The organism is Micromonospora phaseoli, from assembly GCF_900109115.1.
Classification (GTDB): Bacteria; Actinomycetota; Actinomycetes; order Mycobacteriales; family Micromonosporaceae; genus Micromonospora; species Micromonospora phaseoli.
Genome location: NZ_FNYV01000002.1, coordinates 588,615 through 607,135, shown reverse-complemented (window position 1 = coordinate 607,135; position 18,521 = coordinate 588,615). Strand labels below are relative to the sequence as shown.

The 18,521-nt window shown below is 72.4% G+C and carries 19 protein-coding genes and 1 pseudogene; 15 read left to right on the top strand and 5 right to left on the bottom strand.

Annotation, left to right across the window (positions count from 1 at the left end):
* Positions 1-117 precede the first annotated feature (117 nt).
* From BMY89_RS31520 to BMY89_RS07495, 3 genes and pseudogenes are all read left to right on the top strand, one after another.
* Positions 118-438, top strand: a pseudogene (locus tag BMY89_RS31520) (Scr1 family TA system antitoxin-like transcriptional regulator); the annotation flags it as partial.
* Positions 439-562: 124 nt separating this feature from the next.
* The gene (locus tag BMY89_RS31515) at positions 563-856 is read left to right on the top strand and encodes a Scr1 family TA system antitoxin-like transcriptional regulator (protein WP_408631991.1); all 294 of its coding nucleotides are present in this window, start codon (positions 563-565) and stop codon (positions 854-856) included.
* Positions 847-1,038, top strand: coding sequence for a DUF397 domain-containing protein (locus BMY89_RS07495; RefSeq protein WP_092376980.1), 192 nt, complete (start codon positions 847-849; stop codon positions 1,036-1,038). The genes BMY89_RS31515 and BMY89_RS07495 overlap by 10 nt, the downstream gene beginning before the upstream one ends.
* Positions 1,039-1,143: 105 nt before the next feature.
* Here the strand turns inward: BMY89_RS07495 and BMY89_RS07490 are convergent, their stop codons facing one another.
* On the bottom strand, positions 1,144-1,680 hold the full coding sequence (locus BMY89_RS07490; protein WP_092376977.1) for a helix-turn-helix domain-containing protein: 537 nt from the start codon (positions 1,678-1,680) through the stop codon (positions 1,144-1,146).
* 326 nt (positions 1,681-2,006) lie between these two features.
* On the opposite strand from BMY89_RS07490, the gene BMY89_RS07485 reads away from it, so the two are divergent.
* From BMY89_RS07485 to BMY89_RS07440, 10 genes are read left to right on the top strand one after another with little or no spacing between them, the layout of a single operon-like run.
* Entirely contained in the window at positions 2,007-3,614 is a 1,608-nt protein-coding gene (locus BMY89_RS07485; protein WP_092376972.1) for an ABC transporter substrate-binding protein, read from the top strand.
* 9 nt (positions 3,615-3,623) lie between these two features.
* Positions 3,624-4,715, top strand: coding sequence for an ABC transporter permease (locus BMY89_RS07480; RefSeq protein ID WP_175510319.1), 1,092 nt, complete (start codon positions 3,624-3,626; stop codon positions 4,713-4,715).
* Entirely contained in the window at positions 4,712-5,629 is a 918-nt protein-coding gene (locus BMY89_RS07475; protein WP_092376969.1) for an ABC transporter permease, read from the top strand. The genes BMY89_RS07480 and BMY89_RS07475 overlap by 4 nt, the downstream gene beginning before the upstream one ends.
* 1 nt (position 5,630) lies before the next feature.
* On the top strand, positions 5,631-6,611 hold the full coding sequence (locus BMY89_RS07470) for an ABC transporter ATP-binding protein (RefSeq protein WP_092376965.1): 981 nt from the start codon (positions 5,631-5,633) through the stop codon (positions 6,609-6,611).
* Complete coding sequence (locus BMY89_RS07465; RefSeq protein WP_092376963.1) at positions 6,608-7,576, top strand: ABC transporter ATP-binding protein; 969 nt, start codon at positions 6,608-6,610, stop codon at positions 7,574-7,576. The genes BMY89_RS07470 and BMY89_RS07465 overlap by 4 nt, the downstream gene beginning before the upstream one ends.
* Before the next feature lie 10 nt (positions 7,577-7,586).
* Positions 7,587-8,825, top strand: a complete 1,239-nt coding sequence (locus BMY89_RS07460; protein ID WP_092376960.1) for an amidohydrolase family protein — start codon at positions 7,587-7,589, stop codon at positions 8,823-8,825.
* On the top strand, positions 8,822-10,492 hold the full coding sequence (locus BMY89_RS07455) for a DUF885 domain-containing protein (RefSeq protein ID WP_092376957.1): 1,671 nt from the start codon (positions 8,822-8,824) through the stop codon (positions 10,490-10,492). Before BMY89_RS07460 ends, BMY89_RS07455 begins: the two co-directional genes overlap by 4 nt.
* Positions 10,493-10,496: 4 nt before the next feature.
* Positions 10,497-10,871 carry a nuclear transport factor 2 family protein gene (locus tag BMY89_RS07450; protein ID WP_092376954.1) on the top strand — a complete coding sequence of 125 codons (375 nt, stop codon included), beginning with the start codon at positions 10,497-10,499 and terminating at the stop codon, positions 10,869-10,871.
* Positions 10,868-11,194: a TIGR04076 family protein gene (locus BMY89_RS07445; protein WP_092376951.1), complete on the top strand. Its 327-nt coding sequence runs from the start codon at positions 10,868-10,870 to the stop codon at positions 11,192-11,194. The genes BMY89_RS07450 and BMY89_RS07445 overlap by 4 nt, the downstream gene beginning before the upstream one ends.
* On the top strand, positions 11,191-12,174 hold the full coding sequence (locus BMY89_RS07440; protein WP_092376948.1) for an LLM class flavin-dependent oxidoreductase: 984 nt from the start codon (positions 11,191-11,193) through the stop codon (positions 12,172-12,174). Before BMY89_RS07445 ends, BMY89_RS07440 begins: the two co-directional genes overlap by 4 nt.
* Here the strand turns inward: BMY89_RS07440 and BMY89_RS07435 are convergent.
* Both BMY89_RS07435 and BMY89_RS07430 read right to left on the bottom strand, forming a co-directional pair.
* Positions 12,163-13,383, bottom strand: coding sequence for a MalY/PatB family protein (locus BMY89_RS07435; RefSeq protein ID WP_092376945.1), 1,221 nt, complete (start codon positions 13,381-13,383; stop codon positions 12,163-12,165). The two genes, BMY89_RS07440 and BMY89_RS07435, sit on opposite strands and share 12 nt — an antisense overlap.
* A gap of 22 nt (positions 13,384-13,405) precedes the next feature.
* Positions 13,406-14,203 (bottom strand): SAM-dependent methyltransferase, encoded by a 798-nt coding sequence (locus BMY89_RS07430; RefSeq protein ID WP_092376942.1) that lies wholly within the window; start codon positions 14,201-14,203, stop codon positions 13,406-13,408.
* A 269-nt stretch (positions 14,204-14,472) separates the two neighbouring features.
* On the opposite strand from BMY89_RS07430, the gene BMY89_RS07425 reads away from it, so the two are divergent.
* Together BMY89_RS07425 and BMY89_RS07420 are read left to right on the top strand one after the other, a co-directional pair.
* Entirely contained in the window at positions 14,473-15,405 is a 933-nt protein-coding gene (locus tag BMY89_RS07425; RefSeq protein WP_092376939.1) for an HNH endonuclease, read from the top strand.
* Positions 15,406-15,457: 52 nt separating this feature from the next.
* Positions 15,458-16,000, top strand: coding sequence for a hypothetical protein (locus tag BMY89_RS07420; protein WP_092376936.1), 543 nt, complete (start codon positions 15,458-15,460; stop codon positions 15,998-16,000).
* Positions 16,001-16,084: 84 nt separating this feature from the next.
* On the opposite strand, the gene BMY89_RS07415 is transcribed toward BMY89_RS07420, so the two are convergent.
* On the bottom strand, positions 16,085-16,813 hold the full coding sequence (locus BMY89_RS07415; protein WP_092376933.1) for an HD domain-containing protein: 729 nt from the start codon (positions 16,811-16,813) through the stop codon (positions 16,085-16,087).
* Between the two features lie 7 nt (positions 16,814-16,820).
* Positions 16,821-18,245, bottom strand: coding sequence for a MocR-like pyridoxine biosynthesis transcription factor PdxR (gene pdxR / locus BMY89_RS07410; protein WP_092376930.1), 1,425 nt, complete (start codon positions 18,243-18,245; stop codon positions 16,821-16,823).
* Positions 18,246-18,521 lie beyond the last annotated feature (276 nt).

The window sequence follows — 18,521 nt, the reverse complement described above, 5'->3', positions numbered from 1 at the left end:
CAGGCCGTGAACCGGTCGTGCAGCTGTTGCGCGCGCACGCCGGAGTCCGCGTCGGTGAGCTGCCGTACCGCCTCCTCCCACCGGGTCGCCAGGTAGACCAGCAGGTCGGTCCGCCGAGTGCCGTACTCGGCGAGCAGGTTCAGCTTCGCCGGACCGCACGGCCAGGCGCTGCCGCACGCCCGGCAGCGCCAGGTGGGACGCGACCCGCAAGGTCGGCATCGCGCCACGGTCGCAGACCTGCTTGAGCAGGATGTCGACGCGCTCTGGCCGGACATCGTCCGGCGGCGAGAACCGGTCTGGTTCCGACCCTGGGTCGACATCGAACGCGAGGCCACGACTCTGCGCGCGTTTCAGCTGGCCTGGGTGCCGGGCCTGTTGCAGACCGAGGCGTTACGCCCGGGCGACGCTGGTCGGCGGGGTGCTGACGGCCGAGGCCGCCGACGATCTCGTCGCCGCGCGGCTCAGCCGGCAGGCGATCCTGCACCGCGAGCGTGGGCCCCTGTTGGTCGCGGTGCTCGACGAGGGGGTCCTGCGCCGGCGGGTGGGCGACGACCGGGCGCTGATGGCGGCCCAGCTCGCGCACCTGCTGACCTGCGCCGATCTGCCGAGCCTGCAACTGCACGTGGTGCCCGCCGACGCGCCCAGCTATCCCGGCCTGGACGGGCCGTTCGTCATCGCGGACATGCCGGACGGCAAGCGGGTGGCGCATGTGGACGGTCCGGCGCGGGCGCAGATCCTGGACCAGCCGTCGGACCTTGTTAACCTGGAGCGGCGGTGGGAACGCATCCGCGGCGAGGCGCTTCCCCGCGGGCGGACTCTGGACCTGTTGAGAGAAGCGGCGGCATCATGGACCTGACCGGCGCGCGATGGCGCAAGAGCAGCAAGAGCGGCGGCAACGGCGGCGACTGCGTCGAGGTGGCCGACAACGTGTCCGGTGTGGTCGGGGTACGCGACTCGAAGGACCCGGCCGGCCCGGCGTTGGTCTTCGCTCCGGCGGCGTGGCGGGCGTTCGTCGCCCGGGCCGTCGAGCGGCCCTGACCCGGCCGGTCCGAGCGGCCCTGACCCAGACGCACGAGAAGCGCCCACCCCACACCGGGGGTGGGCGCTTCCCGCTGTGCCGGGGGGCCGCCGGGCGGGCCGCTGTTACGGGGTGGGTGGGGTGACCGCGATGACGAGGTGGGCCGGCTGGGCGCTGGCGTTGCGGTAGAGGTGGGGCAGGCGCGAGTCGAAGGTGACGGCCTCGCCGGCGCAGAGGGCGTACGACTCGCCGCCGATCTCGGCGACGACCTCGCCGCTGACGATGATGGCGCACTCGGTGGAGGGATGCGCCCAGGGTTCAGCCGAGCTGGCGTCACCGGGGGCGAGATTGGCCTGGAGCACCTCCAGGTCGCCCCGGCCCGGGGTGAGCCGCTCGTAGGTGATTTGGCCGGGGGGTGCGGTCAGCAGGCTCCGGGTGCCGACCCGGCTGATGTGTACGGGTGGCGCTTCCGGTTCGGAGAACAGTTCGGCGATGGACGTGTCGAAGACCCGGGCGAGCTTTCGCAGGGTGGACAGGCTCGGGTCGGTCGCGCCGTTCTCGATCTGACTGAGCAGCGCGGGTGACACGTCGGCTGCTGTGGCGAGCTGCCGCAGCGTGAGGGAGTGCTGCTGGCGCAGATCGCGCAGTCGGTCACCGAGCATGGGGGTCCTCGCTCCGAAACAGTGTGGCTGAAAATGTTTGACCAAACTACACGGGCCTGTTTAGGGTGGTCAAACAAGAGGCCGGCGTTGTTTGGTACTGGTAGACACGCTGCGTCCGGGCATGAACCGGACGAACGCGAGCCCGGCCTACATCCAACCCTGCGACGACACAGTTCTGAAACCGACGCACCCGAAAACCGGACGCACCCCGAAAACCCGAGACACCGTCACCGGCCCGAGGGCCCGACCGGTGGTGGTGCCGCCGGGCCGTCGATGCCCCCGCGGACCCCGCGTAGCGAGCCGCGCCATACGAAGGTAGGAACAGCATGTCGGTGTCCCCCCGCCGGCTCCGCGCCGGAGCACTCGCTCTGGCGACGCTGGCCATCATCTCCACCACCGCCTGCACCGCAGGTGGCGGCGGTGGAAACGCGAACGGTGGTGCGGCCACGACCCTCACCGTGAACACGTCGTTCGTCCTCAAGACCCTCGACCCCGGCCGCGTCTACGAGGCGACCGGCCTGACCGCCGTGCACGCCCTCTACGACACCCTGGTCACGTTCGAGGGCTCCGACGTCGGTACGCCGGTCCCCGCGCTCGCCGAGTCGTACGAGGCGTCGGCGGACGCGACGACCTTCACCTTCAAGCTGCGCTCCGGCGTGACCTTCTCCGACGGCAGCCCGCTGACCGCCGACGACGTGGTCTTCTCGCTGAACCGGTTGAAGAACATCAAGGGCAGCCCGGCGGTCACCGTCAGCGAGTTGAGCGTCAGCAAGACCGACGACAGCACCGTCGTGGTCACCTCGGCCACGCCCAACCCGAACGTGCCGGTCGTGCTGGCGATGCCGTCGACCGGCGTGATCAACGCCAAGGTCGCCCAGGAGAACGGCGCCAAGGACGGCGAGGACGCCGCGCAGGGCGACACCGCGCAGCAGTACCTGGACACCAACTCCATCGGCAGCGGCCCGTACGTGCTGAAGTCCTACGACCCGTCGGCGCAGGTGGTGCTGGAGGCCAACCCGAACTACTGGGGCGACAAGCCGCAGTTCGACCGGGTGGTGCTGCGCAACATGGACGTACAGACCCAGAAGCTGACCATGCAGCGCGCGGAGGCCGCCGAGATCTCCCTGGACATCTCCGGCAAACTGCTCGACGGCCTGCCCGAGAGCCTGCAGACCTCCGGCGTGCAGGACACCGTCTACTTCCTCTTCCTCAACGCCGACCCGGCCGTGTCCGCGGTGACCTCGAACGCGAAGTTCAACCAGGCGCTGCGCGCCGCCATCGACTACCAGGGCATCGCCGCCCTGTACGGCGAGGGCGCCGCACCCGGCGCCGGCCTGGTCGCGCCCGCCTTCCCCGGCACCCTGCCGGAGGGCGAGGCGTCCACCCGGGACGTGGCGAAGGCCAAGGCGCTGCTCGCCGAGGCCGGGCTGGACAACCCGACGGTCACGTTCAACTACCCGGCGATCACCTACAAGGGGGTGGATCTCGGCACCGTGGCCACCAAGGTGCAGGGCGACGCCGCCGAGGCCGGCATCACGCTGGAGCTGAACCCGCAGCCGCTGACCACCTTCCTGGACGAGATGCGCGGCGGGAAGTCGCCCCTGGGCTTCACCCCGCAGAGCCTGAACTACCCGGTCGCCGACTCACTGATCAACAACATGGCGCCCGGCCAGGCCACCGCGCTGCGCTCGGGCTGGACCGTGCAGCGGGCCGACCCGGCCGTCGTGGCCGCCGGCGAGCAGGTCACCGAGACCCTCGACCTGGCCGCCCGGGCCACCGCGATGCAGGAATGGCAGCGGCTGATGAACCAGTCGTCGCCGTACATCGTGTTGGCCAGCAACTCCTCCACCGTGGTGGCGACCGCCGACCTGACCGGGGCGGACTACTCCGCCGCCGGCTGGCAGGTCGACGTGGCCGCGGTCGGTCGCAGGTAGCCGCACCAGATGACGACGCTCCACAACGGCGAGCCGGGCGCGGTCACCACGACCGCGTCCCGGCCCCGGCCGCGACGCACGCACCCGCTGCTGGCCTTCCTGGCCAAGCGGCTGGCGATCACCGCCGGACTGCTGCTGGGCGTCACGGTGGTGACGTTCGGGCTGGTCAACGTGGTACCCGGAGACCCGGTCACCGCCAACCTGTCCGACCAGGCGCTCAACGACCCGGCCACGGTTGCCGCCTTCCGCGAGAAGTGGGGGCTGGACCAGCCGCTCTGGGCCCAGTACCTGCACTACCTGGGCAACCTGCTGCACGGCGACCTGGGCACCTCCCAGCAGACCGGGCGGGCGGTCCTGGACGACCTGGTGCGGTACGTGCCGGCGACGATGGAGCTGGCCATCCCCACCATGGTGCTGGCGCTGCTGATCGGCACCGGCATCGGCATGCTCGCGGCGGTCCGCAACGGTCGGGTCACCGACCATCTCGTCCGGATCGGTGCCCTGCTCGGCCTCTCCACCCCGCCGTTCTGGCTCTCCCTCGTGGTGCTCTACGTCTTCTTCTACCAGCTCGGCCTGGCCCCCAGCGGTGGGCGGCTCTCCACCGGGTTCAGCCCGCCGCCCACCGTCACCGGCATGTACACCGTCGACGCGGCCCTGGCCGGACAGTGGGCGGTCGCCTGGGACGCCGCCCAGCACCTGGTCCTGCCGGTGCTGGTGCTGACCTCGCTGACCGTGGCGCTGCTGGTGCGCTTCGTCCGCTCCGCCATGCTGGAGGTGCTCCAGCAGGACTACATCCGGGCCGCGTACGCCAAGGGTCTGCCGACCCGGGTGGTGCTGCGCCGGCACCTGCTGCGCGCCGGCCTGGTCCCGGTGGTCACCGTCTCCGGCCTGGCCTTCGCCTCGCTGCTGTCCGGGACGGTGCTGGTGGAGAGCATCTTCGGCTGGCCCGGCCTCGGCCAGTACGCCTACCGCAGCGCCACCGCCCTGGACCTGCCCGCGATCCTCGGCGTCAGCCTGTTCGTGGCGCTGGTCTACACCCTGGTCAACCTGACCGTCGACCTGCTGTACGGGCTCATCGACCCGAGGATCCGCCTGTCATGACGATGATCGCACCCGACCCGGTGGCCGGAGACCCGAAGGTGGACCGGGCGCTGACCCGGCGTCGCTGGCTCGGCCGGCTGCGCGGCGGCCCGACCAGCCGGCCGGTCTGGCGGCAGCCGATCGCCGCGGCGGCCCTGACCATCCTCGGCGGGTGGCTGCTGGTGGCGCTGTTCGCCCCGCTCATCGCACCGTACGATCCACTCGCCCAGAGCGCCGACGGGTACGCCTCACCGTCGGCGGCGCACTGGTTCGGCACCGACTCGCTGGGCCGCGACATCCTCAGCCGGGTCATCTACGGCGCCCGGCTGTCCATCCCGCTGGCCCTGGCCATCGTCTCGCTGGCGCTGCTCATCGGTGGCCTGCTCGGGCTGGTCGCCGGATACGTCGGGCGGTTCGCCGACGAGGCGCTGATGCGGCTGACCGACCTGGTCTTCGCCTTCCCGCAGATCATCCTGGCCATGGCGGTGACCGCCGCCTTCGGGCCGAACACCCGCAACGCCGTCCTCGCGCTGGTCATCGTCTCCTGGCCGGTCTACGCCCGGGTCATCCGCAGCGCCGTGCTCAGCATGCGCGGCGACGACTACCTCAGCGCCGCGCGGCTGCTCGGTGTCGGCCCGGTCCGCGCGCTGCGCCGCGACGTGCTGCCCAACAGCATCGGCCCGGCGATCGTGCTGGCCACCCTGGAGCTCGGCAACGCGGTGCTGCTGCTCGCCGCGCTCTCCTTCCTGGGCCTGGGCCCCCGCCCACCGGCCGCCGAGTGGGGCTCCATGGTCGCCCTCGGCTCCCAGGACCTGTCGATGTGGTGGGTCAGCGTCTTCCCCGGCCTGGCCATCCTCACCGTCGTGATGGCCTTCAACGTGCTCGGCGACGCGCTGCGCGACCGGCTCGACCCCCGCTACGCGAAGGGACGCTGAGATGGCGCCGCTGCTCGACGTCGACTCCCTCGCCGTCACCCTGCCCGGCCCGCGCGGGCCGCTGCCGATCCTGCACGACGTGTCGCTCACCGTCGAGGAGGGGGAGCTCGTCGGCATCGCGGGGGAGAGCGGTTGCGGCAAGAGCCTCACCGCGCAGACCCTGCTCGGGCTGCTCCCGGAGGGCGCGCAGGTCACCGGCTCGGCCCGGTTCGCCGGCACCGACCTGCTGGGTCTGGACAACCGGGGCTGGCAGCGGGTCCGTGGCGCGGGCATCGCCATGGTGTTCCAGGATCCGAGCGCCGCCCTGCACCCGATGCTCACCATCGGCCGCCAGCTCACCGAGCACATGCGGGTACACCTGCGGCTGGACCGCCGGGCCGCGACCCGGCGGGCGGTGGAGCTGCTCGACCAGGTGCGCATCCCCGACCCGGAACGCGCCCTGCGGGCCTACCCGCACCAGTTCTCCGGTGGCATGCGGCAGCGGGCGGCCATCGCCATCGCCCTGGCCGCCCGCCCCCGACTGCTGATCGCCGACGAGCCGACCACCGCCCTCGACGTCACCGTCCAGGCCGGCATCCTCGCCCTGTTCGACCGGCTGCGCGCCGAGACCGGGCTGGCCGTCGCGTTCATCACCCACGACCTGGGGGTGCTCAGCGCGCTGACCACCCGAGGCTACGTCTTCTACGCCGGGCGGGTGGTGGAGACCGGCCCGACCGGCGCGCTGCTCACCGCACCCACCCACCCGTACACGGCGGCGCTGCTCGGCGCCCGCCCGCACGGCACCCAGGCGGTGGGCACGCTGCGGCCCATCCCCGGCGGCCCGCCGGCACCGGGGCAGGCACCGCCGGGCTGCCCGTTCCAACCCCGCTGCGGGTACGCCGAGCCGTCCTGCGCAAGCGCACCGCCACCCCTGTCGCCGGTGGGCGTCGACCGGTCGGTGGCCTGCGTGGTCCGTCCACAGTTGGAGGTGGCGACCCGATGAACAGCCTGCTGGAGATCAGCGACGTGGAGGTCGAGTACCGGTCCCGGGGACGTGGCCGGCTGCGGGCGGTCGTCGGGGTCAGCCTCGACGTGGCGGCCGGGCAGATCGTCGGTCTGGTCGGTGAGTCCGGCTGCGGCAAGTCGTCGCTGGCCCGGGTCGCGGTCGGGCTGGCCGCGCCGAGCGCCGGCACGGTCCGCCTCGCCGGGGTGCCGGTCACCCCGCTGGGCTGGCGTCGCCGGCCGGACACCGAGATCGGCCTGCAGATGGTCTTCCAGAACCCGTACGCCTCACTGAACCCCCGGCGCACCATCGGCGCGCAACTGCTCGACGGCGTACCGGCGGCGGTGACCGGCGTGGCCCGCCGCAACCGGGTGCACGAACTGCTCGACCGGGTCGGCATGCCGGCGTCGGCCGCCGACCGGTACCCGCACCAGTTCTCCGGCGGGCAACGGCAGCGCCTCGCCATCGCCCGGGCGCTCGCCCCGCAACCCCGGATGATCATCGCCGACGAGCCGGTCACCGCGCTGGACGCCTCGTCGCAGGCCCAGGTGGTCAACCTGCTCGTCGGGCTGGTCCGCGACCTCGACATGGGCATGCTGTTCATCTCCCACGACCTGGCGCTGGTGCACGAGATCGCCGACGTCACCGCCGTGATGTACCTCGGTCGGATCGTCGAGACCGCGCCCACCCGCGAGCTGTGGCGCGACCCCCGGCACCCGTACACCCGGGCGCTGATCGACGCGGTGCCGCAGATCGGGCCCGCCCCACGGCTGCCCGCCACCCTCGCCGGCGAGGTGCCCGACCCGGCCAACGCTCCCACCGGCTGCCGGTTCCGGCCGCGCTGCCCGCACGCCTTCGCCCCCTGCGGCGACGAGCCGCCCACCGTCGAGCTGGGTGGCCGCAGCGCCGCCTGCTGGCTCACCGAACCCACCATGACCCCGGCCACCGCGCCCGCCGCCCACTGAGGAAGCCGTGATGCACTCCGCCAGCGAACAGGTCCTGGTCAACCTCGCCCTCTACGACGGCGTCGACGACCGGCTGCAACCCGACCGGGGCGTGTGGGTCGGCGCCGACGGGATGATCCGCGCCGTCGGCCCCGTCGACGACGTGCTCGCCGAGGCCGGCGACGCCACCGTGGTCGACCTCGGCGGCGACGTCGTGATGCCCGGCCTGACCAACATGCACGTACACCTGTCGCTCGGGCTGCCCGGCCACCTCGCCGACACGGTGCACCGGTCCAACCTGGCCGAGCTGGTGCTGCTGATGGCCGACTCGGCGCGGCGCACCCTGCACGCCGGGGTCACCACCGCCCGGCTCGTCGGCGAGGGACGCTACGCCGACTTCGCGCTGCGCCGGGGCATCGAGGCCGGCGCGGTGGACGGCCCCCGGATCTTCACCGCCGGGCACGCGCTGTGCTGCACCGGCGGCCACGGCTGGGAGGCCGACGCCCTGGAGGCCGACGGCGCCGACGGGTTCCGCCGGCTCACCCGGGCGCAGATCCGGGCCGGCGCCGACCTGATCAAGGTGTGCGTCTCCGGCGGCATCGCCGGCCAGTACGAGGCGATCGACACCCCACAGCTGCTGGACGACGAGATGGCCGCCGTCATCAGCGTCGCCCACGACTGGGGACGCAAGGTCACCGCGCACGCCGGTCCGGCCGACACCGTACGCCGGGCCGTCGAACTCGGACTCGACTGCGTCGAGCACGGCTACGAACTGACCGACGAGGTCACCCGTCTGATGGCCGAGCGGGGCGTCTGGTACGTACCGACCATCGTGGTCAGCCGCTGCGAACAGTTCTTCCGCGACTCCGGGGTGCCCGGCTGGCTGATGGACCGCGCCCTCGCCGCCGGCCCCCGGCACTGGGAGAGCCTCCAGCACGCCATCCGCAACGGCGTACCGATCGCGCTGGGCAGCGACATGCCGCCGCACGCCGGCTACGACGAGACCACCGCGACCGTCCGCGAGCTGGAGTTCATGGTGGACGCCGGGATGCCGGTAGCGGACGCGTTGAAGGCCGCCACCATCCGCCCCGCGCAGTGGCTCGGGCAGGCCGACACGCTCGGCAGCGTCGAGGCCGGTAAGCACGCCGACCTGCTGGTGCTGCGCGACGACCCGACCCGCTCGGTCTCCGCGCTACGCACCCTGCACGTGGTGATGAAGGGCGGCGTGGTCCACCGCGACGACCACCACCGCGTGCGGACGCCCCGATGACCGGCATCACCGCGGTCGCCGACGACTACCTGCACGCCCTGGCCGCACTCGACCCGGAGGCCGCCGAGGCCGCCGGGCGTACCCCCGAGTCGCAGCTGGCCGACCTGTCGCCGGAGGCGTTCGACGCCCGCGCGGAGCTGGCCCGCGCGACCGCGACCGCCGTCGCCACGGCCAGCGCGCAGAGCCCGGCCGAACGCGCCCTCGCCGGTGCGCTGGCCGACCGGCTGGCCAGCGACGTCGCGCTGCACGACGCCGGCTTCACCACCCGGCTGCTCGCCCCGCTGGCCACCCCGGTGCACCTGGCCCGACAGGTCTTCGACAACCTGCCCCGGGCCAGCGCCGACGACTGGGCGGTCGTCGCCGCCCACCTGCACCGGCTGCCCACCACCCTGCACCAGTACGCGGCCACGCTGCGCCGCTCCGCGCAGCGCGGGCAGCTGGTCGCCCGCCGGCAGGTGCTGGCCGTCGCCGAGCAGTGCACCACCTGGATCACCGCCGACTTCTACGGCGGTCTCGTCGCCGGCTACCCGGGCGGCCCGCTCGGTGACCGGCTGGCCGACGGGGCGCGGCTGGCCACCGCCGGCACGGCGGAGTTCGTTGCCTTCCTGCGTACCGAACTGGCGCCGGCCGCGCCCGATGTCGACGGGGTCGGCCGCGACCTCTACCAGGTCACCGCCCGCGCCTTCCTCGGCGCCACCGTCGACCTCGACGAGCTGTACGCGTACGGCTGGGCGGAGCTGGCGCGCACCGTCACCGAGCTGCGCGCCGCGGCGGCCGAATGCGGCCACCCCGACGCGCCCACCGCGCGGGCCGCACTGGACGCCGACCCCGCGTACCGGGTGCCGGTCGGCACCGCGCTGGAGGCGTGGCTGCGGGAACGGACCGCACAGCTCACGGACCTGCTCGACGGCGTCCACTTCGACATCCCGCCCGCCACCCGGCACGTCGAATGCCGGATCAGTCCGGCCGCCGCCGGCGTCATGTACTACACCCCGCCCGACTCGGGGCTGACCCGCCCCGGTGGGATCTGGTGGTCGGTGCCGCCGGGCGAGGCGACCGTGCCGGTGTGGCGCCACGTCGGGACGCTGTGCCACGAGGGCCTGCCCGGCCACCACCTCCAGCACGCCATCTCCCTCACCACCGCCGAGCTGCACCCGTGGCAGCGCACCCGCTGCCACGTGCACGGCTACGCCGAAGGCTGGGCGCACTACGCCGAACGGCTCGCCGACGAACTCGGCCTCTACACCGGCCCGGCGGAGCGGCTCGGCATGCTCGACGGACAGCTGTGGCGGGCCGCCCGCGTCGTCATCGACCTGGGCCTGCACCTCGACCTGCCGATCCCGGCCGGCAACGGGTTCACCGCCGCGCGACGGTGGAGCCCCGAGCTGGCCGTGGACTTCCTGACCCGGGTCGTCGGGCTGGACGCCGCGACCGCCCGCTTCGAGGTCGACCGCTACCTCGGCTGGCCGGCACAGGCCCTCGCCTTCAAGGTCGGCGCCCGGCTGTGGCAGCAGACCCGCCGGGACGCCGAACGGCGCGCCGGTGCCGCCTTCGACCGCAAACGCTTCCACCACACCGCGCTGGCGCTCGGGCCGATGGGCCTGGAGCCGCTGCGTGACCGCCTCACCGAGACGTTCCGACCCGCCGCCGCCCTCGACCGGAAGTGACCCGATGACCGTCGACGAACTCACCACCACGATCAGCGACATGTACCGATCACTGGGGGATCGGTCCGCCTTCGACACCCACCTGCACCCCGACCTGACCATCTGGGAGTCCGACGCCGATCGCCTGCTGCACGGCCTGGCCGACCTGCACGCGCTGCGCGACCGCCGGGCCGCCGAGGCGGCCGGACCGGCACCGGTCACCGTGGCGCCGGAACAGTTCCACGCCGACGCGTGGGGCGACACCGGCCTGGTCCGGTACGTGCTGCGGGCCCGCCACGGCGAGGACCGGCCGGACACCTGCTTCCGGGTCACCGACGTGCTGCGCCGCGACGATGCCGGCTGGCGGATCGTGCACCACCACGCGGAGGCCGTCCGATGAGCGACGAACAGCCCACCACCGACGTCTACGACCTGCGGGTCGTGGTGGAACGCATCGAGGGACGCTCGGTGTGCGGCATGAAGCCCGGGGACCACGTCGACCTGACCGAGTCGTGCCGGCTCAGCATCCCCGACGGCCAGCACTTCTGCCTGTACGCGCTCGCCGCGTGCCTGCCGCTGCTGCCGGCCAAGCAGCGGGCCCTCGCAGAGGGGGACTGGATGGCCCGCGACAGCCACGTCGCCTGCCCGGACCCGGACGAGCGGGTCATCATGCGGATCGAACGCACCGGCCGGCGGCAGATCCCCACCGAGGAGCTGACGTGAGCCGGCTGGTGGGGGTCGGCCTGCAGTCGGACAAGTCCGCCGACGAGTACGCCGAGCTGGCCGAGCTGGCCGAACGGCACGGCTTCGACGTGCTGTCGGTCTTCGGTGACCTGATGTACCAGCCGCCGATCTTCCCGCTGCTGGTGGCGGCCCGGCACACCCGCCGGATCCGGCTCGGCGCGGCCTGCCTCAACCCCTTCACCCTGCACCCGGTGGAGGTGGCCGGCCAGGTCGCCGCCCTCGACCTGGCCTCGCACGGCCGCGCGTACCTCGGTCTGGCCCGGGGCACCTGGTTGCAGCAGGTCGGGGTGCCGCAGGCCCGACCGTTGCGCCGGATCGCCGAGACCGTCCAGATCGTCCGCCGGCTGCTCGCCGGTGACGACGGCGGCTTCCAGGGCCGGGAGTTCACCGTGGCGCCCGGCACCGCCCTGCGCTACGCCCCGGCCCGCGCCGACGTGCCGGTGCTGGTCGGCACGTGGGGTCAGCAGACCGCCCGGTCCGCCGCCGGGTACGCCAGCGAGGTCAAGGTCGGCGGGTCGGCGAACCCGGCGATGGCCAAGACGATGCGGGCCTGGCTGGACGACGCGGCGGCCGGGCCGGGCACCGGGGTGGTGCTGGGCGCGGTCACCGTCGTCGACTCCGACGGTGCGCTGGCCCGGCGGGTGGCCCGTACCGAGGTGGCCATGTACCTCGCGGTGGTCGCCGCCCTCGACCCGACCGTCGAGCTGGACCCGGAGCTGCTGGCCCGGATCCAGCAGCACGTCACCCGGCGGGAGGACGACCTGGCCGGCGCGCTGATCGGCGACGACCTGCTCGACCTGTTCGCCTTCTCCGGCACACCCGAACAGGTCGCCGCGCAGGCCGCGGCGGTCTTCGACGCCGGGGCCAGCCGGGTGGAGTTCGGCACACCGCACGGGTTGACCCCGCAGGGCGGGATCGACCTGCTCGGCCGGCGGGTGCTGCCGCTGCTACGCGACTGAGCGCCGGCACTCGCCGACGGTGCGACCCATCCGGGTAACGGCCTCGGTCAGGATCGCGGGGGAGGTGGCGAAGTTGAGCCGTACGAAACCAGCGCCACCGGTGCCGAAGACGTGCCCGGAGCTGAGGGCCACCCGGGCCCGGTCGAGGAACATCCTCGCCGGCCCGGCGAGGTCGGTCACCACGCCGGGCTCGCCGTTGGTCGGGTCGTTGGTCTGGCCGCTGTCCAGGCCGAGGGTGGTGCAGTCCAGCCAGGCGAGGTAGGTGCCCTCCGGCGGGCGGTACCCGATGGTCGGCAGATGCTCCGCCAGCAGCGTCGCCAGCAGTTCCCGGTTGGCGTGCAGGCCGTCGAGCAGTTGGTCGAGCCACTGCCCGCCGTCGCGGAACGCGGCGGTGTGCGCGATGACGCCCAGATGACTCGGCCCGTGGCCGACCTCCTCCGGCATCCGGCGCAGGTCGGCCACCGCCTGCGGGCCGGCGACCACGAGCGCCGACTTGAGCCCGGCCAGGTTCCACGCCTTCGACGCGGAGAGCACGGCGAACCCGTCCCCGGCACCGGCGACCGTGAGGTACGGGGTGAACCGCGCTCCGGGCAGCACGAGGGGGGCGTGGATCTCGTCGGAGACCACCCGGACCCCGTACCGCCGGGCCAGCTCGGCCACCGCTTCGAGCTCGTCGCGGCGGTGGACGACGCCGGTCGGGTTGTGCGGGTTGCACAACAGGAACACCGCCCGCCGGCCGGCCTCGCCCGCCAGACGGAACGCCTCGTCCAGGGCGGCGAGATCCATCCGCAGGTCCGGCCCGAGCGGCGCCTCGATCACCCGCCGCCCGTCGTGGCCGACGAAGGCGTAGAAGGGCGGGTAGACCGGTGCGCAGACCACGACCGCGTCACCGGGCCCGGTCAGCAGCCGGATCACCTCGACGATGCCGAGCATCACGTCGGGGACGACCGTGGTGTGCTCGACCCGCAGGTCGGGCCAGGCCCACCGGCGGGCGGCGAAGTCACCGAGCGCCTCGGCGTACGCCGTCCCGTGCTGGTAGCCGGTGTCCCCTCGGTCGACGGCGGCGTGCAGCGCCTCGGCGACCGGCGCAGCCAGCGGCACGTCCATCTCGGCCACCCAGAGGGGCAGCACGTCGGCGGCGTACATCCGCCACTTGACGCTGGTGCGTTGCCGCAGCTCGGCGAGGGAGAGCTGGGTCAGCGGGTTCATCGCGTTGACGGTCGTCGGCCGGTCAGGGCTTGCGGCCCACCGCGCCGTACGCGTCGATCGCTACCGCGTCGGGATCCGCCGGACGCCACAGCGGGATCGGCACCAGGCCGGGCTCCACCAGAGTCAGCCCCTCGAAGCAGCTGGCGAGCTGCTCCGGGCTGCGCAGGATGTACGGGACGCCGCCGCTCTCGGCCAGCCGATTGGCGCCGAAGACCACCTCCGGGCTGGTGTCGGTACCGTCCCAGAGCACCAGGTGGCTGCCGGACGCGGTGGCGCCCATGACCGTGGTCACGATGGAGCGCACCACGTTCAGGTCGGGCTCGTACCCCATCACGCCCATGAACATCACGGCGATCGGCTGGTCGAAGTCCAGCGTCTGCGCCGCCTCGGCCAGGATCGTCTCCGGATCGTGGTAGTCGGCGGGCACGTAGGTGGTGACCCCCTCGGAGGTCGTGCTGGACAGCAGGGCCCGGGCGTGCACCAGCACCATCGGGTCGTTGTCCACGTAGACGATCCGCGCGTCGGGCGTGATCGCCTGGGCGACCTCGTGGGTGTTCTGCATGGTGGGCAGGCCGGTGCCGATGTCCAGGAACTGCCGGATGCCCGCCTCGGCGGCCAGGTGACGCACGGCCTGGATGAGAAACTTGCGGGACTGCTGGGCCATCACCACGATCTCGGGATAGACCTCGGCCACGGCGTCACCGGCCGCCCGGTCGGACTGGAAGTTGTCCTTCCCGCCCATCCAGTAGTTCCAGATCCGTGCGGCGTGCGGCACCTCGGGCTCGAGCTTCGCGGTGAGTTCCGCATCCGGGCTGGCCATGCCGGGCTCCAATCGGAGAGATTCGCTCACGTTGGGAGCGCTACACAAGATCGGCCCATGGTACTCAGACCACATCCACTCTCGACGCCGCGCCGCCGACCGGGTGGCTCGCCTGCCGATCTGTGGCAGTCTCCGCGCTCGACACGCCGGCCGGAGGCCACCTCGACTGCCACAGATCTCAGCCCCATGGCTCCCGTAGCAGACCTGGCCGCCGAGAACCGACCGTTCGGGCGTGGCGGGGTAGATCGAGTTTGTTTCACGCTGACGGAGTGAAGTCGTTTGTCGGCGTGACTGATGAGAAGTGGTACCGGTTCCTGGCCGCGCGTCCCGGCCTGACTGAGGTCAACTTCTGGCGGCCCTCCGGCGGTAGCTTCCGTGCTCTCACGCCTGGCGAGCCCTTCTTCTTCAAGGCGCACCATCCGCTCAACCGGATCGTCGGAGGAGGCTTCTTCAGCGGCTTCACCCAGTTGAGGATCTCGGAGGCGTGGGAGTTGTTCGGCGAGGCCAATGGTGTCGCCAGCCTGGACGAGATGCGCCGCAGCGTCGGGCGCTACCGCAAGCAGCGGATCGGACTCGACGAGGACCCGGTCATCGGCTGCATCTTCGTCCGTGACAGCGTCTTCTTCCCCGGAGATTCGACCATCGGCCCACCCCCGGATTTCGCATCCAACGTGGTGCAGGGCAAGACGTATGAGATTGCCGATCCTTCCGTGGCTGGGTACTTCGATCTCCTGCTGCACCGCCTGTTGGGCGTGGCCATCGAGCTGGACCTCAGCGAGCCGTGGCATCGGCCCGGGCCGGTGTACGGTGACCCGCGGCTCGTTCCACAGCGCCTCGGCCAACAGTCGTTCAAGGCCGTGGTGCTGGGTGCCTACGGACGGCGTTGCGCCATCACCGGCAACAAGGTCCAGCCCGTGCTGCAGGCGGCTCACATTCGGCCGCTCCCCCAGGGCGGGGAGCATCGGATCGACAACGGCCTATTGCTCAAGTCGGACGTCCACATTCTCTTTGATCGGGGATACCTGGGCGTCGACCCGAAGCACCGGTTGATGGTCAGCCCTCGGTTGCGAAGCGAGTTCGGCAACGGTGACCAGTTCTACGCGAAGGCCGGGACGTCCATCGCGCTCCCGGAGCGGCGGGCCGACCGGCCCAACGCCGAGTTCCTCGAGTGGCACCTGGACACAGTCTTCCAAGCTGCCTGATCCGGGGTCGTGTGGTTCTGCACCTGTTGTTAACGGCTGGAAGGCTTGCGGCATGGGGAATCTCGTCGGGCAGTTGCCCGCACTGCTGGGGGTGCTGGTCGGTGCCGTCGGCACGATCCTCGCCACGTCGCTGACCGACCGGTCGCGGTGGCGGCGGAGCCAGACGGTGCGCTGGGACGAGCGGCGGCTCGACGCGTACGCCGAGTTCGCGCGGGCGCTCAAGGAGGTGCAAACCATCGCCAGCCGGTTGATCGGCGGCCATCTCGATCGGGATGAGGAACTTACCGCGTTGGCGGAGGCCGATTTTCGGCACACGCTCGCCTGGGAGAGTGTCCTGCTGCTCGGCGACGGCCCCACGGTGACCGCGGCCCGTGCATGGCGGGACGCGGTCTGGGAGATCGAGCGCCTCGCCCGGGCCGGGTCGACCGGCGACGGGCTGCCCGGGCTGCTGCACCGGGCCAACGAGGCGCGGGATGCGTTCTACGGCGCGGCCCGTGGCGGTCTCGGGGTCGGCGGCGGGTCGGTGGCCCAGGCTGCGCTGCTGGTGAGCCGGCTCAACGCGGGACGTGGCTCGCACGGCAAACGGGGTGCCTGACTCAACGCCGCGCCGGTACCCGCACGCCGGCACCCGGACGCCGGTACTCATGCCGGCCGGCTGAGCTGCCGGCCGGTGGGCGGGTCAGGCCGGGTGGGCGGGCTGGTCGAGGATGGCGCTGAAGCGCTCCTCGGCCAGGTCGAGCTGATCCAGGATGTGCTGCTTCACCGGCGCGGAGAGCGGGGTGTCGGGGCGGGTGACGAGGTCGCGGTAGACGGGCACCAGGGGGCGGTACTTGCGGGCCGACGACTCGACCTTCGGGCCGACTGAGTGGATCACGCCGACGCCGTTGTCGGTGAAATCGGAGATCTTGATGACCCGTGCCCACGGTTCCCGGTCGAGGCTGGTCGCGATGTGCTCGTGGTACTGCTCGTGGCGGTCCCGGCCCGGATCCCACGGCGGGTTGGTGACGGCGGCGACCAGGCGGGCCACCCGGGGACCGAACCGGTCGGCGAGCACGGTGAGCGCCGCCGCCGTCGGGTCGGCGACGGATGGGTCGGCGGCCAGTTCGGCGGGGTGGTCCTCGACGGCGTCGTGCAGCAGGCCGGCGACGATCACGTCGGTGTCGCGTACCTGGTAGTGGTGCAGCATCCGGATCGCCACCCGGAGCAGATGGTTGAGGTACGGCTCCCGGGACCGCCGGTCGTCGCGGTGCAGCCGGGCGGCCAGCTCCAGGGCGTCGTCGAGGCGTCGTCGACTGTCGGCGTCGAGCGCCTCGGTCTCCAGGCGGAACCGTTCTCGTAGCCCGGCCTCGCCGTGCATCTCGGTGATCGCGTGCATCGGCATGGTGGCCAGGTACGGCGGCAACTCCATCCGTCTCTTATAGCCGATCTCCGCCTCCGTTAGGGGGACGGGCAGTCACGTCGCGGTACGCGGCTGCGATCGCGGCCAGCCCTCGGTTCAGGGTCGCACCGGGCAGTCCGGCGTGGCCGATCACCAGCGCGGGCGGCCGGTCGTCCTGGTGCACGGCGTAGTAGCGGCCGCCGCGTACCAGCACGGAGTGGCGTCGGGCGGCCTGGACCAGTGCCTGCTCGGTGCAGTCTCGCGGGAGGTACAGGTGGGTCTGTGGTCCGCTCTGCCCGCCCGGCATGGTGACGCCGGGCAGGCGCCGGTTGACGAAGTGGTGTACGGCCTGCCGCCGTTCCTGGATCTCGGCGCGCAACCGGCGCAGATGCCGATCGAAGGCGCCGATGTCGATCATTCGCGCGAAGGTGAGCTGTTCGAGCCCGGAGCAGCCGATGTCCCAGCCGGCGCGGATCCGTTCGGCGGGCCCGGTCAGCGCGGGTGGGGTGGCCACCCAACCGAGCCGGAGGGCGGGGGCGAGCACCTTGCTGGCGCTGCCGGCGTAGACCACGCGGTCGGGGGCGAGGCTCTGCAGGGCCGGCATCCGCTGGGCCGGCGCGACGAATCCGGCGTTGAAGTCGTCCTCGATGATGTAGCCGTCCACCGCGGCGGCCCAGGCGACCAGCTGCTTTCGCCGGCCGGCGCTGAGCACGGCTCCGGTCGGGAACTGGCTGGCCGGCGTGGTGAGCACGGCTCGGACGCCGCTGGCGGCCAGGTCGTCGACGCGGATGCCGTCACCGTCGACCGGTATCCCGACCGGGCGAAGGCCGGCCTCGGCGATGAACTCCCACTCGCCGGGATGCCCCGGGTCCTCCACGCCCAACCGGTCGTGGCCGGCGTCGCGCAGCACGCGACAGAGGATCGCGAGCCCCTGGGCGAACCCGGAGGTGATCATGAGGTGTTCCGGCCGGGTGCGGACGGCGCGTACCCGGCCGAGGTAGCCGACCAGGGTGTGTCGGGCCGCCGGCAGTCCGGATGGCGGTCCGTAGCCCAGCTCCCGCCGGCCGGCGGAGCTGACCACCGAGCTGAGGCAGCGGACCCAGTCCTGACGCGGAAAGGTGGAGACGTCCGAGCCGCCGGTACGTAGATCCACGACCTCGGCCGAGGCCGTCCGTTCGTCGGGGGTGAGCGCGGAGCCGATCTCGGCCCGGGCCGCCGCCGCCACCAGGGTGCCGGAGCCGCGCCGCGAGATCAGGTAGCCCTCGGCACAGAGCTGTTCGTAGGCCTCGACCGCCACACTGCGGGACACTCCGAGATCCGCGGCGAGCTGGCGGCTCGACGGTAGTCGGGCTCCGGGGCGCAGCGTGCCCTGTTCGATCTGTCGCCGTACGGCGCTGCGGAGCTGCGCCGCCAGGGTTTCGCGTGAATCGCGATCAATTGACAGATTTAGATGCTGCGCCAAGTGGTCCCCTCCGTGATCGTCCAAGTGGTATGGACAGGGTGGTACGCGATTGGTGAAAGTGTTTCCCGGCGGTGCAACCGCTCAACCGCCGGCGAATCGGGGCAATCTTCCGTCCGCTTCCATAGGGGACGAGGGTGGCCGTCGGTCGACGTCGAGCGCCAGTGCGGTTGGTGTGGCCGTTTGCGTGGGGGGAGGGGCTCGACCTGCCGTTTCGGGCGGCGGGAACAGCGTCGTCGGGCGCGTGAACCGAGCTGCTCAGAGGAGGTTTCGTGATGA